Annotated in this window: 11 protein-coding genes; 5 read left to right on the forward strand and 6 right to left on the reverse strand. The window is 71.6% G+C overall.

Translation table 11 applies throughout. The features are described from left to right. Positions 1–552 precede the first annotated feature (552 nt). Entirely contained in the window at positions 553–3,003 is a 2,451-nt protein-coding gene (locus ACFXHB_RS41805) for a Helicase associated domain protein (protein ID WP_380581955.1), read from the forward strand. 186 nt (positions 3,004–3,189) lie between these two features. Here ACFXHB_RS41805 and ACFXHB_RS41810 read toward each other — a convergent pair whose 3' ends face one another. After that, positions 3,190–3,816 (reverse strand): SMI1/KNR4 family protein, encoded by a 627-nt coding sequence (locus tag ACFXHB_RS41810; protein ID WP_380581957.1) that lies wholly within the window; start codon positions 3,814–3,816, stop codon positions 3,190–3,192. Positions 3,817–4,093: 277 nt separating this feature from the next. Here ACFXHB_RS41810 and ACFXHB_RS41815 point away from each other — a divergent pair, with 277 nt between their 5' ends. From ACFXHB_RS41815 to ACFXHB_RS41825, 3 genes are all read left to right on the forward strand, one after another. Then, positions 4,094–4,651 carry a hypothetical protein gene (locus ACFXHB_RS41815; protein ID WP_380581959.1) on the forward strand — a complete coding sequence of 186 codons (558 nt, stop codon included), beginning with the start codon at positions 4,094–4,096 and terminating at the stop codon, positions 4,649–4,651. Between the two features lie 394 nt (positions 4,652–5,045). Further along, positions 5,046–5,918, forward strand: a complete 873-nt coding sequence (locus ACFXHB_RS41820; protein WP_380581961.1) for a hypothetical protein — start codon at positions 5,046–5,048, stop codon at positions 5,916–5,918. Continuing rightward, entirely contained in the window at positions 5,903–9,418 is a 3,516-nt protein-coding gene (locus tag ACFXHB_RS41825; RefSeq protein WP_380581963.1) for a DEAD/DEAH box helicase, read from the forward strand. The genes ACFXHB_RS41820 and ACFXHB_RS41825 overlap by 16 nt, the downstream gene beginning before the upstream one ends. A gap of 903 nt (positions 9,419–10,321) precedes the next feature. Here the strand turns inward: ACFXHB_RS41825 and ACFXHB_RS41830 are convergent. From ACFXHB_RS41830 to ACFXHB_RS41840, 3 genes are all read right to left on the reverse strand, one after another. Further along, positions 10,322–10,723: a hypothetical protein gene (locus tag ACFXHB_RS41830; RefSeq protein WP_380581965.1), complete on the reverse strand. Its 402-nt coding sequence runs from the start codon at positions 10,721–10,723 to the stop codon at positions 10,322–10,324. A gap of 215 nt (positions 10,724–10,938) precedes the next feature. Beyond that, positions 10,939–11,193: a hypothetical protein gene (locus ACFXHB_RS41835; protein WP_380581967.1), complete on the reverse strand. Its 255-nt coding sequence runs from the start codon at positions 11,191–11,193 to the stop codon at positions 10,939–10,941. After that, positions 11,183–11,410, reverse strand: a complete 228-nt coding sequence (locus tag ACFXHB_RS41840; protein ID WP_380581969.1) for a hypothetical protein — start codon at positions 11,408–11,410, stop codon at positions 11,183–11,185. Before ACFXHB_RS41840 ends, ACFXHB_RS41835 begins: the two co-directional genes overlap by 11 nt. A 605-nt stretch (positions 11,411–12,015) precedes the next feature. Here ACFXHB_RS41840 and ACFXHB_RS41845 point away from each other — a divergent pair. After that, a complete protein-coding gene (locus tag ACFXHB_RS41845) occupies positions 12,016–12,276 on the forward strand; it encodes a hypothetical protein (protein ID WP_380581972.1) in 261 nt (86 codons plus the stop codon). Positions 12,277–12,492: 216 nt separating this feature from the next. Here ACFXHB_RS41845 and ACFXHB_RS41850 read toward each other — a convergent pair whose 3' ends face one another. Both ACFXHB_RS41850 and ACFXHB_RS41855 read right to left on the reverse strand, forming a co-directional pair. Then, positions 12,493–12,741 (reverse strand): hypothetical protein, encoded by a 249-nt coding sequence (locus ACFXHB_RS41850; protein WP_380581974.1) that lies wholly within the window; start codon positions 12,739–12,741, stop codon positions 12,493–12,495. Positions 12,742–12,860: 119 nt separating this feature from the next. After that, on the reverse strand, positions 12,861–14,334 hold a 1,474-nt coding region (locus tag ACFXHB_RS41855; RefSeq protein WP_380581977.1), incomplete at its 5' end, for a hypothetical protein.

The following is a 14,334-nucleotide window of genomic DNA, read 5'->3' on the forward strand; positions in this document are numbered from 1 at the left end:
GCGGGTAATGCAGCGGCAAGCCGCTGCATAGTGAACGCCTTCGCTTCGCTTCGGCGGGATTCCCGCGCAAGCGCGTGAATCGGATTCCGCGAGCGGAATCTTGACGGTTGACTAATTCGCGCAAGCGCGAATTAGTGGGATTCCCGCAAGCGGGAATCCGGCTGGCTGGGAGGGGCGGCTCGGTCTGATGCACTGTGTAGGTTTTGACTTGGCTTGCCAGTGCTCCTTTCTGGTGGCCTGTCCGGTTACTTGCTGTCATGACTGTTCCGGGGTGGCTTGTGCTGGTCGGAGCGGATCCTGTCTCAGCCGGCTCCCCTGGGTGGATCTAGGTCGTTGACTTGACGCCGGGTCAGGGTACCGCGTCTGTGCCATCCTAGGTGGGCTGCGGTCTGGTTGGCTCGATCCGATGTACCTGATGGGCGGCTCTTGATGCAAGATGATGCACTGTGTAGCTTTTGATTTCTGGCGACACCTCCCCTGGGGGTGGCCCGCCTGATTTCCGATATTCAGCCCGTTCGACTCGTGCTGGTGCCCTGGGAAGGAAATTCAGAAATGGCTGTGAAGCTCCGGCCTCAGCAGGTGGAAATGGTCGAGGCGATCGTGCGGGGTCTCGACGTCCCGCCGGACGGCTTGGTGCCGGCCGGCGGGCTTCGGGTGACGGCGATCTCGCCGTGCGGCAGCGGGAAGACGATCAGCGCCGCCTCGGCCGCCCTGCGGATCGCGCGGGACGGGCGGGTGCTGGTCCTGCTGCCGACCCTGGACCTGCTCACCCAGACCGTGCAGGAGTGGCGGAAGGTCGGACACGAGGGGCCGGCGGTCGCGGTGTGCTCGCTGCAGGACGACGCGCTGCTCTTCTCGCTGGGCATCCGGTGCACCACCAACCCCCTGCAGCTCGCGCTGTGGTTCGGCACCGGGCCGGTGACGATCTACGCCACCTACGCCAGCCTCGGGGTGCTGGAGGCGGCCTTCCAGGGCGCCTATGGGCAGCGGCTGGAGCAGATGGACCTGATGGTGGTGGACGAGGCCCACCGGACGTCGGGCAGCTTGGGGAAGGCCTGGGCGGACGTCCACCGCCAGGGGGTGATCCCGGCGGTGCGGCGGTTGTACATGACGGCGACGCCGCGGGTGTGGCAGGAGCGGGCGGGGTGGCAGCCGCGGGAGGGAGTGAAGGATCCGTTGCCGGAGGAGCTGGCGGCGTCGATGGACGATGAGACGATCTTCGGTAAAGTCGTATACAGACTATCCATGGGGGAAGCGGTCTCCCGAGGGATCCTGGCGCGCTATCAGATCATCGTGGTGGAGATCCCCGACCCCTACCTGACGCCGGAACGCCTCGCCGGGCCCGAGCGGAACGAGGAGGAGGTGCGGGGACTGCGGCTGGGCGCCGTCCAGGCCGCCATGATGCGCACCGCAGCGGAACACCATCTCCGAACCATGATCACCTTCCACCACCGGACCGTGGAAGCCGAAGCCTTCGCCGCCGGCCTGCCCAAGGTCGCCGCGCAGCTGCACGCGGACATCCCCGGCTTCTACCCGGCGCCCGAGGATGTGTGGGTGGACTGGCTGTGTGGGGAGCACGCGGCCGACGACCGGCGGACCGTGCTGAAGGCGTTCGGCAGCTGGCCTGGCCTGGCAGTGCTGTGCAACTGCCGCGTCCTGGGCGAGGGCGTGGACGTGCGGGCCGTGGACTCGGTGGCCTTCCTGGACCCGAAGGGCTCCCCCGTCGAGATCGTCCAGGCGATCGGGCGGGCGCTGCGCAAGAAGCCCGAGGACGACAAGCTGGCCTCGCTGGTGGTGGTCTGCTTCACCCGCCCCGGTGAGAGCGAGGAGGACATGGTCACCTCCGCCTCCTACCGGCCCCTGGTGCGCGTCCTGCAGGGCCTGCGAGCCCACGACGAGGAGGCCGTCGACATGCTGGCCCTCCCCACCACCAACACCCCCAACCGGCCCCCGGTGAGGATCGGGGCGCAGCCGGGTGAGGGTGAGGTGGAGAGCCGGTTGCTGGTGCGGTTCTCCTCGCGGCGGGACCCGTTCTTCCTGGCGGATCTGGTGCAGTTCAACGTGATCGACACGGAGCGGATGGACTGGGCGCGCGGGTACATGGCGGCCAAGGGCTTCCGGAAGCGGGAGAAGCACCTGCGGGTGCCGTACGAGCACAGGGAGGGCGGGTACGGGCTGGGGCGGTGGATCAGTGTGCAGCGCCGCGTCCACAGGGCGGGGGCGATGGAGGGCGGGCGGTTCAAGCGGCTGGAGGCGCTGGGGATGGTGTGGGACGAGCAGGAGGCCGCGTTCCAGGAGAACCTGGCCGCGGCCCGGGTCTGGTACGCCGAGCACCGCACCCTGGCCGCGCCGCGTGGGGCGGTGGCGCTCGATCGGGCGGTGGGGCAGTGGCTGTCGAACTGCCGCCGGTCGGGAGCGATGGACGGGCAGCCCGGGCGGGCGGCGGCGCTCGCGGAGATCGATCCGGACTGGAACCCGGACTGGCCCCTCGCCTGGCAGCGGCAGTGCGCCGGCGTCGCCCTGTGCCTGGACGGCGGCGCAGCTGTGGCCGACCTGGTCCCCGGGGTCACGGTCGACGGTGACGACATCGGACGCTGGCTGGAACGCCAGCGCTGGCCCGCGGTGTGGAAGGGTCTGCTGCCCGGCCAGCGCGAACGCCTCACCCGTCTCGGCATCCAGCCCCACCCCTCCGATGTACGGGGCGCAGCGCAGGGCGGGGACGGTGGGGTGGAGAGCGGTGGGGGCGCGCGTGGCGGCGGGGAGGGTTCGGGTGGGGGTGGTGCGGCGTTCCGGCGGGGCGTTGCGGCCCTGCGGCAGTACGCGGAGCGGGAAGCGCGGGTCGTCGTCCCGCGGGGCCATGTCGAGGCCTTGGCGGATGGCAGTGAGGTGAAGCTCGGGGTGTGGCTGTCGAACACCAAGAGCCGCCGTGAGCGCCTCGATGAGGCGCAGCTCGCCGAGCTGGCCGGGCTCGGGGTGGGTTGGGCGGTGCCGGTGGGAGCGTAGTGGTGTGGGGTACGGGCAGGAGGGCACCAGCCGATACGGCCAGGCGTCAGCGGATTCACGGGGCAGCGTCAGCGCTCAGGTCTGGGAACGCCGTACTCACCCGTGGTCCTCCCCTTCACAGTCACTGGCCTGGAGCTGCCGCCGGCACCGGATCCGGACATGGCACGGCTTCGCTTCGGAGGAGGGTTATCGCGCCACTCGCCAGTCGATGCGATGTTCTCCGGAGGCGTGCCGGTAGGTGTCGGGGACGAAGTGACGGAACGCGGGCCGACCGGTGGTCAGGCTGTCGGTCAGGGCGGTGAACATGTCTGCCAGGCTGGTGGCCCACAGACTGCCCTCGATGTCGCCCGAGCCGATACCCATCTCGTACACGTGCCCGTACGTGGGTCCCGGGAGGTGGTCCACGAAGAGCACGCCCCCGTCGAGGGGGAGGGCTATGGGCACCCACCAGCGGGCGTGGCCGACCAGGGCGCCCCGGCCCTCGGGGTCCCAGATGTCCGCCGGGAACAGCTCGACGTACCTTCGGTGGCGCGTGAGGATGTGCTCCGCGGGGAGCAGCCGGTGCGCCAGTGGCAGGAAGGACCCCGCGGGGAAGGTGTCCCCGGCGGGTCGCGGCGCGACGCCGTCGTGCAGTTCGAGCAGTGCGCGCAACTGGGCGTGCAGAGGGAAACCCAGTCCGTCCTCCAGGCCTGCGATCTGCCCGGCGTCGGCCGCCGGCCTCAGGGCTGCATGGTCGGCCGGAGAATGAGCGGCAAGCCGGGCGCTGAAACCCCGCCAGGCCGAGACGAGAGCATCGGCATCGGTATCGGTCATACCGGGACCGTAGGGCCGCACACTGACAGGTCCGCCACGCGCGAGCTCCAGGGGTACCCTGCTCCACCGCCCCCGCTGGTCAAGATCATTTGACGCAGGACACCACTTGTCCTTCGACAGGCGATCTTGACCGTTCGCCAAGTGATCTTGACTGGTTCTGTGGAGTGTCCGTCGCACGGGCTGTCACTGTCCTGCCGTACGGTCCCCTGGGCTGGACGGGCCAGCCGGTCCGGACCGCGGGCGTCCGGGGTGGGCAGTGAGAAGGGGTACAAGAGGCGTGAGCTGGGATGCAGTCGCGGCGGATGAGCGGATCCGGTGGGAACTGGAGCCGCTGCACCGGGTGGGCCCGCTGCGGTTCGGGATGACGGCAGAGGGGGTGGAGCAGGCGCTCGAGGGCGAGCTTGTGCCGGACCGCTGGGGCAGGGTCCAGCCGCACTACGGGCCCGTGGTGAGCCACGGCTTCAACCTCCCCCACGACAGGCCGGCCTGGACGGCCGTCACTGCCTACTTCAGCGACGGGCGCCTGACGGGCGCGGCCGTCGACGCCCGGCGCGGCCCCCAGGTCTTCCTGGAGGGTCTGCCGCTGGTGGGCCGGGTGCCCTCCGAGCTGGAGGCCGACCTCACCGCCTACGAGGCCACCCACGACGTCTACCTGCAGCACAACCACCTGGGGGACATCACCTCGGAGGAGCTCGGGCTGTTCAGCAGCACCCAGCGTTCCCACAATGTGCTGCTCACCAGGGCGATGCTCGTCGACTCCGTCTGGGCGCAGCGGATCGGCGACTACACCGAGACCTATCTGCCCACCGCGGAGTGGCGGGACCGCATGTGGTGACCACGCCCTGAGCGGCGGCACAACGGCAGGCTGATCGAGAGCGCCGCTGCCGACATCGCCCGCACGGCCGACCCTCAGCAGCGCATGGCCCAGTGGCAGATGCTGGCGCAGCTGTCGTTGGGGTACCGGCCCGGGGCCCCGGACGCCGAAGCGGCGACGACCGCTCCCCCACCGCCCGCCCTCTCTCCGGGCGCCGGCCCACCGGCCCACCCCGCGGCCCTGCCACCGGCCGACCCTCCCGACGCCCCCGGATGACCCCCGCCGAGCACCGGGCTGCACGCGGCGCAGCAGGGCCGGGGAGCAGCCCGTTCCGCTTGGGTGCTGTTCTCCGCATCGGTAGGGTGACCGCGTGTCGTCGCGGTGGTGCGCGCCGCGGCAGGAGGGGGTGGGGCGGGTGGCGGTACCTGCGCGGCAGGCGATGAAACACGCCCTCGCCGCCGGCGGCCGCCTGGTCGACTTCACCAGGCGGGAGCCCCGCGGCCAGGAGCAGGTGTGCCGCTGGGAGCTGGTGGTGACCCTCGGGCAGGAGCCCGAAGACCGCGCGGCAGCAGCCTGGATCGTCGCGGACGAGATCATGAAGGCCCGGACGGACCTGGACGATCTCGGCTACCAGCTCTGGCGGGAGAACGTCCTGGCCGGCACCCAGCTGGTGGGCCGCGACCGTGAGCACGTCCTGCTCCACGCCAGCCCGGTGTTCGAGGCCGACAACGACAACGGCGTGACCGGGTATGTGGGCGAGTGGCTGTGGTACCTGCTGACGCGCGACCTGCCGCCCGAGGCGGGGCGCAGCGTGGTGGTGCTGGATCCGCCGAAGTCGGCGGTGAACGACGGAGGGCCGGACGGGCTGGTGATCCACCGGGTGCCCGGCAGTGAGCTGGGGTTCGTCTTCCGGCTGTGGGAGATGAAGAAGGTCACCGGTAGGACGTCGACGCCGGCCGGGACGATCGCCAAGGCGTGGAAGCAGATCAACACGGAGGGTGCCCGGTACATGGGCCAGTTCTCGTGGGGCGGTCGGGCGCTCGCCCCGGACCTGCGGGTCTTCGTCGGTTCGATGCCGCGGCAGTGGGTGGAGCGTAAGGAGTCGGGCAATGGCGGGGTGAGTATCGCGTTGAACGCCGGGGACGTTCCGGTCACGGCCTTCGACCGCTCGCACACCCACTTCGCCACCCACACCCATGAGGGTGCGCTGCAGGGCCTGGTGGTGGCGATCGACCGCCTTGGGGACTTCGCGAAGGACGTGAGGAGGTACATATGGAGCGCACTCTAGATCCGGAGGTGCTTGCCTCGGCACTCGGCGAGTACCGGCCGGGCGGCGTGCTGCCCAGCGCGCAGGACCTGCTCAGGGCGATGACCGAGCTGGAGATCGCGGCGTTCCGCGGCGAGCGCGAGATCGAGGACGAGACCCTCGCCACCGCGTGGTACCTGCACGGCCTCGCCGCCCTCGACCCGGACACGCCCGGCTACGACGCGGAGCGGGCGCGGCGGGCGTTCGCCGCCAGCGCGCACCTGATGGACCTCGCCGTGGGCGACCGGCGTCGCCCGGCGGCCGAGCGGCTCCAGATCGCCTTCGCCGCGCAGGCCGGCTACCGGCGTTGCGAGCAGGACCCGAACGCCACCGCCGTCTACCGGCAGGTCAGCGGCTTGATCGACCTTACCGGTGAACTGCGCCTGCACATCGGCACCCTCGCGGTGGAGGCCGGTGTCGTCTTCCTCGGCTTCGACCGCCAGGAACTGGGCCGGGCGCTGCGGGTGTGGCGGCGGCAGCTGCGCGAGGCCCGGGAGGTGATGCGCCGTCCTTCCCTGGCGCGGACCATGTACGGGCCGGCGGAGGCCGTCGTGGAGGCGGTCTTCCACCTGTACCAGTTCCTGGGGACCGGCGAGGAAGGGGAGCTGGCGGGCGCGCAGCGGCTGCTGGTGGACGTGCTGACCGAGACGGCGGGCCGCGGCGACGGCCTGGCGCGGTGGGTGGCCGCCCACCTGCTCCAGTTGAGCGGGGAGATGGCGGACAGCAGCCTGTACCGGCTGCTGCCTCCGGGCACCCCCGCGGCGGTGGCGCGCAGCTTCGCCATGTCGGAGCCGCCGGTGATGACCCTGTGGCCGCCGCAGCGCCAGCTCCTGCAGTTGGAGCGGGGCAACCCGCTCGACCCGGCCACGGTGCGCAGCCTGATCAGCGTGCCCACCAGCGCGGGCAAGACGCTGATGGCCCAGTTGGTGATCTGCTCGCACCTGGCGCAGCGCCCCGGTCGGGTGGTGTACGTGTCGCCGATGCGCAGCCTGGGGCGGGAGATGCGCTCCGCGCTGCGGGGCCGGCTGCGGGTGCTGGGGCGGCGCCTGGCCGCGGAGCAGCCGGAGTTCCCGCTGAGTACGTGGGCCTCGGCGGCCGAGCCGGAGGGCGGGGACGTGGAGATCGTCACGCCCGAGCGGCTCATGCACATGATCCGCAACAACCCCGAAGGGGCGCTGGAGGACGTTGACCTGGTCGTCGTCGACGAGGCCCATCACCTGGGCCAGGGCGACCGCGGCTTCGTGCTGGAGAGCCTGCTCGCGCTGCTGCGGGCCCGCGCCGACATCCGGCTCATCCTGTTGTCGGCGGCGGTCGGCAACAAGGGCGACATCGCCTCCTGGCTCGACCCGACGCGCGACGAGCGGGAGGTCTACTTCACCGACACCTGGCGGGGCCCGCGCCGGCTGCACGGCCTCATGTACCCGAACCTCATGGAAGGCCAGGCCGAGCTGAACGAGCGGCCGGCGAGAGCGAGAACTCCCTCGCAGGTGACCGCCACGGTGCCGGTGGAGGCCCTCTTCGCCGTCCGGCCGACCGCCGCCTCCGCCATCAGCCTGCTGACCACCGGCGAGGTCGGCACCCGGCGCTACCGCGGCCGCAACCCCCGCCGGTGGAACGCCGACACCCTGCTGCCGAACGGGGTCGCCAACTACAAGGTCTTCGCCGCCGGCGCCGCCGAGCTCACCACCGCCGGCAGCGTCCTGATGGTCGTCGGCACCCGCCGAGACGCCCGCAACGCCGCGCTCGCCATCGCCGAGCACCTCCCCGAGCGCCCGCGTGCCGCCGCGCTGGCCGACTACCTCACCGACGCCCTCGGCGAGGAGCACCCACTGGTGCGCTGCGTCCGGCACGGCGCCGCCTACCACCACAGCGCCCTGCCCGAGGACGTCCTGCACGCGGTCGAAGGCGCGCTGCGCCGCGGCGACCTCCAGGCGATCGCCAGCACCAGCACCCTCACCGACGGCGTCAACCTGCCCGTGCGCACCGTCATCGTCCACCACAAGGTCGACGGCGACCCGCTCACCTACGAGGGCGAGCGCACGTTGTCGCCCGCCGAGCTCCTCAACGCCATCGGCCGAGCCGGGCGCGCCGGCCGGGAGAGCGAGGGCTGGATCTTCCTGACCCGCCCCTACGAGCCCCGGCCCGCCGAGTTCGAGCACCTCGATCCCGATCCGGAGCAGCTGCGCGTCACCTCCACGCTGATGACGGAGGAGGCGCTCGCCTCCCTCGCCGCCGCCGAGCAGACCGTGCGCGACGACGCCGACGGCATCTTCGCCCTGGCGGACGGCGCCGCTGCGGACTTCGCCTCCTTCGTCTGGCTCGTGCTGCACCTGCACGCCACCGCCGCCCAGCCGCAGGGCCACCCCCTGGACGCCCTGGACGGGCTGTTCGGCCTCACCCGCACCGGCAACGCGCGCGCCGCCCGCCGGTGGCACGCCCTCGCGGACCGGGTCGCGCAGAAGTTCGAGGCCACCGATCCCGCCCCGGCCGGCCGGTGGGCCGCCACCGGCACCAGCCTCGGATCCGCCCGCTACCTCGACTGGCTCGCCAAGCGCCTGGCCGTGCACCTGGAGCGGCAGGCCGCCGAGAACACCGACGCGATGCCCGCCGAGCCACAGGAGTGGCCGCTGCAGCGGACCCTGGACTTCCTCACCGAGCACCGGGTCTTCGACCTCCTCCTCGAACACTGCCCCGAAGTCACTCCGCATTGGGCCTTCAAGGACAAGGAGACCCGCGGCACGGCCATCACCGTCCCCATCGCGCCCGCACTGCGCGAGTGGATCTCCGGCGCCGCCATCCCCGACCTCGCCCGCTCCTGGCAACCCGGTGTCCCCGCCGCCTGGGCGCTGGAACAGGCCGTACGCAACATCAGCACAGCCTTCGGACACGCCCTGAGCTGGACGATCGGCGCCCTGATCAACCTCGTCAACACCAGCCCCGAGCTCCCCGACGATGCGCCCCGGCTCAACACCCACACCGCCTGGCACATCCGCCACGGCGTCGACACCGAGCAGGCCCTGACCCTGCTCTCCGCCGGCGTCACCTCCCGGCGCATCGCCCACCTCCTCGGCCGCGACGCCGCGCTGCTCGGGCACCGCTCCGACGCGCTGCGGCAGTGGACCGCCCAGCACCACATCGACGGCTGGACTGAGCAGTACGGGGCCGGCGAATACGAGATCCAGGACCTCCTGGAGTACGTCCGCACCCCCGCCGACCTGATCAACCAGCTCATCGACCACGGCACCACCAGCACCCCCCTGACCCGGCTCGTCCCGGGTACGCCCGACGGGCCGGTCGCCATCGCCCGCCCCGGCCGGAGCGGCCCGACCATCCGCGTCGGCCGCGACAAGCGCCGGGTGGCGACCGTGCCCGCCAACCGCCACCTCGACGTCCTCGTCATGCTCAACAGCGGCCTCGAACTCGACCACCACTTCCAGGGCGGCCGGCTCGTCACCACCAGGCGAGGCAGGCAGACGCTGTAACCGGCACAACCGCGCCGGAATGTCGCCGTACCTGACACATCCGTCGCAGTACCTGACATTTCGCGCCGCCCTCGACAGGGCGACCACCTTCGGGTGGCCTTGCGCATGAAGCCCCGCACCCGCGCCGCCGCGGCTGCGACACTGCGCCGTCGGGACGACCGCCGGTGGCTGCAGCAGGAACGGGGAAGCCCTCGCCACCATGTGCCTGGTCGGCGAGAGGCCAGTCCACGGCAGAGAGTACGGGCATCGCGATGCAGCACAACGACCGCGACGCGTACCCGGCCGCCCGGCACGCCGCCCGGACCCTCGGGATACCCCACCCCGGGCACCTTCGTCGAGCAGTTGAGCGAGGAGCCCGGACGGGATCGTGTTGCCCACGGGTGACGGCAGAACCCAGCACAGCGGGCCCCGTCCCCGATTGCAACCCGCCCGTCCGTAGCTCGGAGGCCGTGGGAGACCGGCATCCCTGGTAGGGCAGGTCTCGTGCTGCTGCGGAAGCCGCCAGGGCCCGGGCAGCTGCCGGTGCTCCCGGCCGGGGCCGGGGGCATCGCCAGTGGGTGGGGACCGACCGCTCGGGCGGAGCGGACAGCCTGGCTTTGTTCACGACTCGTGAAGTCAGTTGTTCACGGGTTTGGAAGGCGTCTGCAGACCGGACGACTCGATGTTCACAAGAACGGGAGTCACCTGCCGACGCCCGGCAACGGCGCGTCGGTGGCTGCCGCCTGCGCCCGTAGCCAGCGCTTTTGCCCCGTGCCCCGAGCGGGCGGTAGTCGGCGTCCGGCCGGCCACCACCGAGGTGCTGCCCTTTCTCGTGAACATCCGGACTGGGCGCTGCCGCCCGAACTGCTGTCGAAACGCTGCTCTGTGACGTGAACAGAGCCAGGACAGCCCGGCTGCGGTTGCCTACGTGATGTCGGCGGCGTCGATGCCGACCACGGTGACGATCAGGTTCAGCGCCCCGGTGGCGCTCAGGCAGTACTCGGCGGCGGTGCTCGGGTCACGCTGGCGGGCGGCGCCCGCCAGCGCCAGGCAGGCCCCCTGGACCGCGAGGGTGACCGCCGCGTCGAGGATCTCCCGCGTGGTGAACTCCCCGGTGGCGGTGAGCTCGCGCAGCAGGTCGAACGCGGTGGCAGGTTCCTCCAGGCCCTGGAGAAACCCGTCGGCTGCTGCGGTCAGTTCCATCGCCGCGCCCTGGGGCGGGGTGGGCAGCGCGACGGAGCCGAGCCTGCCCGGCTGCTGCGGCTGGGGACCGCGCAGGGCCTCCTGGGCTTCGGCGACCGCGCGGCGGGGCGACGGTCGCCGCACGCGTCCCCTTGGCGGCGGTGGGGGCACCGGGGGCGCTTCGCAGCTACCCGGGTCGGGCCTGCGGCGCCGGGTCGGCGGGCCTGGCCAGCGAGGTGTCCACCGGCGGGACAGCGCGGGGCGGTACCGGTGGCCGGTGCGCCCGACCGCCCTGATCCAAGTGGGCGCGCACCATGGCTGCTGCGCAAGAGGCGATGGGCAAGCAGCTCAGGTGAGGTCTAGACCTCTACGTAGCCGACGACGACGATCGTCTGCCGGACAGTGACGTGGTAGATCACCCGCACACGGTCCAGGTCGTCGCGGTAGTCGCGCAGTTGTCCACCTCGCAGTAGGTGGCCGAGGTCGGGGCGGACCGAGATCGCGACCAGGGCGCGGTCGAGGCGGTGGATCTGGGCCGCGGTCAGCTTCTCGATCTGGCGGGCCGCCAAGTCGGAGAAGGCGATGTCGGCACGGTTCGGGGATTCAGGCGACACGCTGCTCAGTGTGCCCGCTCTCCAGCTCCGCGAGGCGGCGTTCGCGCAACTGCGCCCACGGTGTGCACGTCTCGGGGTCGGGCAGGCCGTTCTCGGCGACGTCCTCCAGGAACGCGGCCAGTTCCTCCGCCCTGCCGCGCGCGTCCTGGGCCAGGGCGCGCAGCGAGTCGGCCGCCTCGGTATCGAGCGGCGTGCGGCCACTCTGGTTCGACGTCATCACGCTCTCCATCCAGCCCCCGGTGGACTGGCCCGGGGGTTATGCAACCCACGGTATCCACCATCGCGAGAAAGGGAACCGTACTCGGGTGAAGTTCGCGAACACGACCTCTGTTTCGGCCGGACGTTCGCCGGCGTCTGGCCGGGCACGTCGGCCGCCGGGACGGGAGGGCGGGCGGGCACCGCCCCGCCCCGCCCCCGGGGCCTCGGAGGAGATCGGGATTCCGAGCGCAATCCAGCCCGGCGGGCCCTTCTTTCCGAAAGGAAATGTCGATGTGGGAGATATCGGTGAGGGTGACTTCCAATCGGTTGGCCCTACATCCACTGGTCTGGAAATAGAATTCCTGGAATGCGAGGGCAGGGATCCGTCGGACTTCATGGTCGTCGGCGCACCGGCCCTGGACTGCCAGGAGGTTGCGGGCGTACTCCGGGGTCAGGTGCAGGGTCAGCGGCCGGCCCCGCGCTGAGGTTTCGGGCGCCCGCGACGGGCCGGACCTCCCCGGCACCGCGCACCTGACGGGCGCCGGCGACTTCGCCCACGTCGCCCACACGCCCAGCGCGCTCTGGCTGGAACTGACCGAGGCAACCGTCGCACGGACTCCCGCGGTGGACTGGCCTTCTGATGTCGCCCGCCGCGCTGCCCAGCATCCCGACTGCCCCGAAGCCCTGGCGATCCTGACCCACCTGGCGCCGCTGATCGACGACACCATTGCGAACGACCTGGACAGGTGGCAACGCGAGAAGATCGAATGGCAGGGCATCGCACTGTCGGAGGCCGGCACACCGGGCAGCCCCGGCCACGAGAAGCTCGGACAAGCCCTCGTACAGCACGCCGAGTTCTTCGAACCCCTCGCCCCGCCGGAGTGACAGCGCTCCAGCAGCCGGGCCGCTGGCGGACGCGAACGTCCCCGGCCCGCGCGCAGAACCGGCGGCTCCGGCACGGTGCTGGAAGCACCGGGCAGCCATGGCCCTGCAGTTCGGTGTTCCTTGGCACGAGCGCCCGACGAGCCTGCCGCCTCGGGCCGGTGGCCTCCCCTGGCACGACTGTCCGGCCCGAGTGACCGGTTCCCCGCACGTAACCGGTCACTCGGCACGGCGGCCGGGCGGAGTGCGGCGGCGCAGCTGCCGGTACCGCCAGAGCTCGCGCCACCAGGCCAGCCGGTGCGCTGACTCCTGCGGGAGGACGGACTGGATGGCGACGACGGCCAGGCCGAGGGCGAAGCAGCCGAAGGCGGCGGCGGTCAGCCACCACGGTGCGCCGGCCAGGGCCAGCGCCGTGGTGGCGGTGCCGGCGGCGACGGAGTTGATCAGTGGTCGAGGTGCGGGCCGCATGTGTTTCCCCCTCGGGTGGGCGCACCGGTGGTGGTGCGCGGGATGTCGGGATCCGGCTGTCGTGCGCGGATCTGCATCCACTCTTCAAGAAGGAGGGTGGGCGGTAGTATCGGTGGGTGTCACATGCGGCGGGCGTACCGGTCGAAGGCGTCCTGCCAGGCCTGGTGCATCGAGTACTCCAGGAGCAGGCGACCGTGCTTGTGGGCCTGGGTGGCGAGGCACGCCACCAGGTCGGCCGGGGCGCCGGCGAGGAGTTCGCCCGCCGCCGAGCGCCCGGGCCAGCGCCAGGTCGCCCGGGCCTGGGTGAATTTCGATGCGATGCGCTTGTCGAACTGTCTGGCGAGGCCGCGGAACCGGGGGGTACTGTCCCGGGCCTCCCGAAGCAGCTGCAGGATTTCCTCTTCGAACCCGTGGTCCTCGAAGTCGCTGATGACGTCGTCCATGCGCCGCCGGGTCGCGAGGCGGGCCTGGGCCATGACTTCGTGCCTTTCCTCGCTGGTGATGATGCCGAAGGCCTGGGCCTTGTCTGCGGGGATCTCCAGGGCGATGGGCAGCGTGGGCCCCTCCTCGAACTCGTGGTTCCAGTCGACGAGGGAGGTCTCGATGAAGCCAGTGACCTTGTCGGGCCGCAGGTCGGCGGCCGCCCGGATCAGCGGCTCGATGCCGGGTACGGGACCCCAACCGTCCGGATGGCGCAGTAGCGGCCACACGGCCTGCCCGCTGCGGGAGGGGAAGGCCAGGGCCCTGCTCTGGGCGACCCAGGTCGCGTACGGCTCGGGTAGTGATCCTCGGCTCGTGGGGACGTGGGTGTGCCAGGTTGCCGGGGTGCGCAGCAGCCAGCCGGGCCTGGGTATCACGCGCTCCGTGTCAGTTTCCTCACGACCGATCAGCCAGTCCTCGAAGTCCTGCAGGTCGACGCGGCGATGGGCCCGCCACACCGCGCTGCCGCCGCGCCCGACCCAGTCATACCCCGGGGCTTCTTCCAGCAGCGCGAACGGGTTCTCGGCCTGAAGCGCGTCCTGGTAGAGGTCCTCCCACTCCTCGCCCTGGGCATAGAGCAGCTGTTCGCCGGTCTTGGCGTCGGGACCGGCGAGCAGGCGGCGGGCGAGGCCGACGGCTTCCCGGAAGCGTTCCGGGGAATGCCAGGCCACCTCCTCCTCCAGTGCCTTGGCTACCAGGAGCAGGTGCTCCTCCGCAGGGGTGAGGTCGTCACCAGAGGGCTCTTCGTAGGCCATGCGGGTGCGAATGGCTTCGGCCTCGACCAGGAGCACGTTCTCCGGCTTGGTACTGGTGATCGCGGTGGTCAGCCGCCACAGGCCGAGCGCCGCCCGGTGGCGCAGCACCGGGAGCAGGCCGTCCAGGAAGTCGTCGGTGAAGGGCGCGGCGGCCGCGATGGCGGTCATCACCGCGTCGGTCAGCATCCGGCCCTGGTAGTCGCGGTGGGCACGCTCGTACTGGCCGGGCAGCCTCAGCGACATGGCGCGGGCCCGTTCCAGGAGGTCGGCGTCGGCACGCAACCGCAGGAGCCCGCCCTCCTTCAGCCCCCGCCGCCAGCGCGCCGGGGGCGGGTAGCGCAGCACGGTGGAGATGTGG

The sequence above is a fragment of the Kitasatospora sp. NPDC059327 genome (genome assembly GCF_042752535.1).
GTDB lineage: Bacteria > Actinomycetota > Actinomycetes > Streptomycetales > Streptomycetaceae > Kitasatospora.

Excerpts from the sequence above, each read along its gene's own strand:
- ACFXHB_RS41850 (WP_380581974.1), bottom strand. The coding sequence starts at position 12,741 with ATGCGGCCCGCACCTCGACCACTGATCAACTCCGTCGCCGCCGGCACC.
- ACFXHB_RS41805 (WP_380581955.1), top strand. The coding sequence starts at position 553 with ATGGCTGTGAAGCTCCGGCCTCAGCAGGTGGAAATGGTCGAGGCGATC.
- ACFXHB_RS41825 (WP_380581963.1), top strand. The coding sequence starts at position 5,903 with ATGGAGCGCACTCTAGATCCGGAGGTGCTTGCCTCGGCACTCGGCGAG.
- ACFXHB_RS41810 (WP_380581957.1), bottom strand. The coding sequence starts at position 3,816 with ATGACCGATACCGATGCCGATGCTCTCGTCTCGGCCTGGCGGGGTTTC.
- ACFXHB_RS41840 (WP_380581969.1), bottom strand. The coding sequence starts at position 11,410 with ATGACGTCGAACCAGAGTGGCCGCACGCCGCTCGATACCGAGGCGGCC.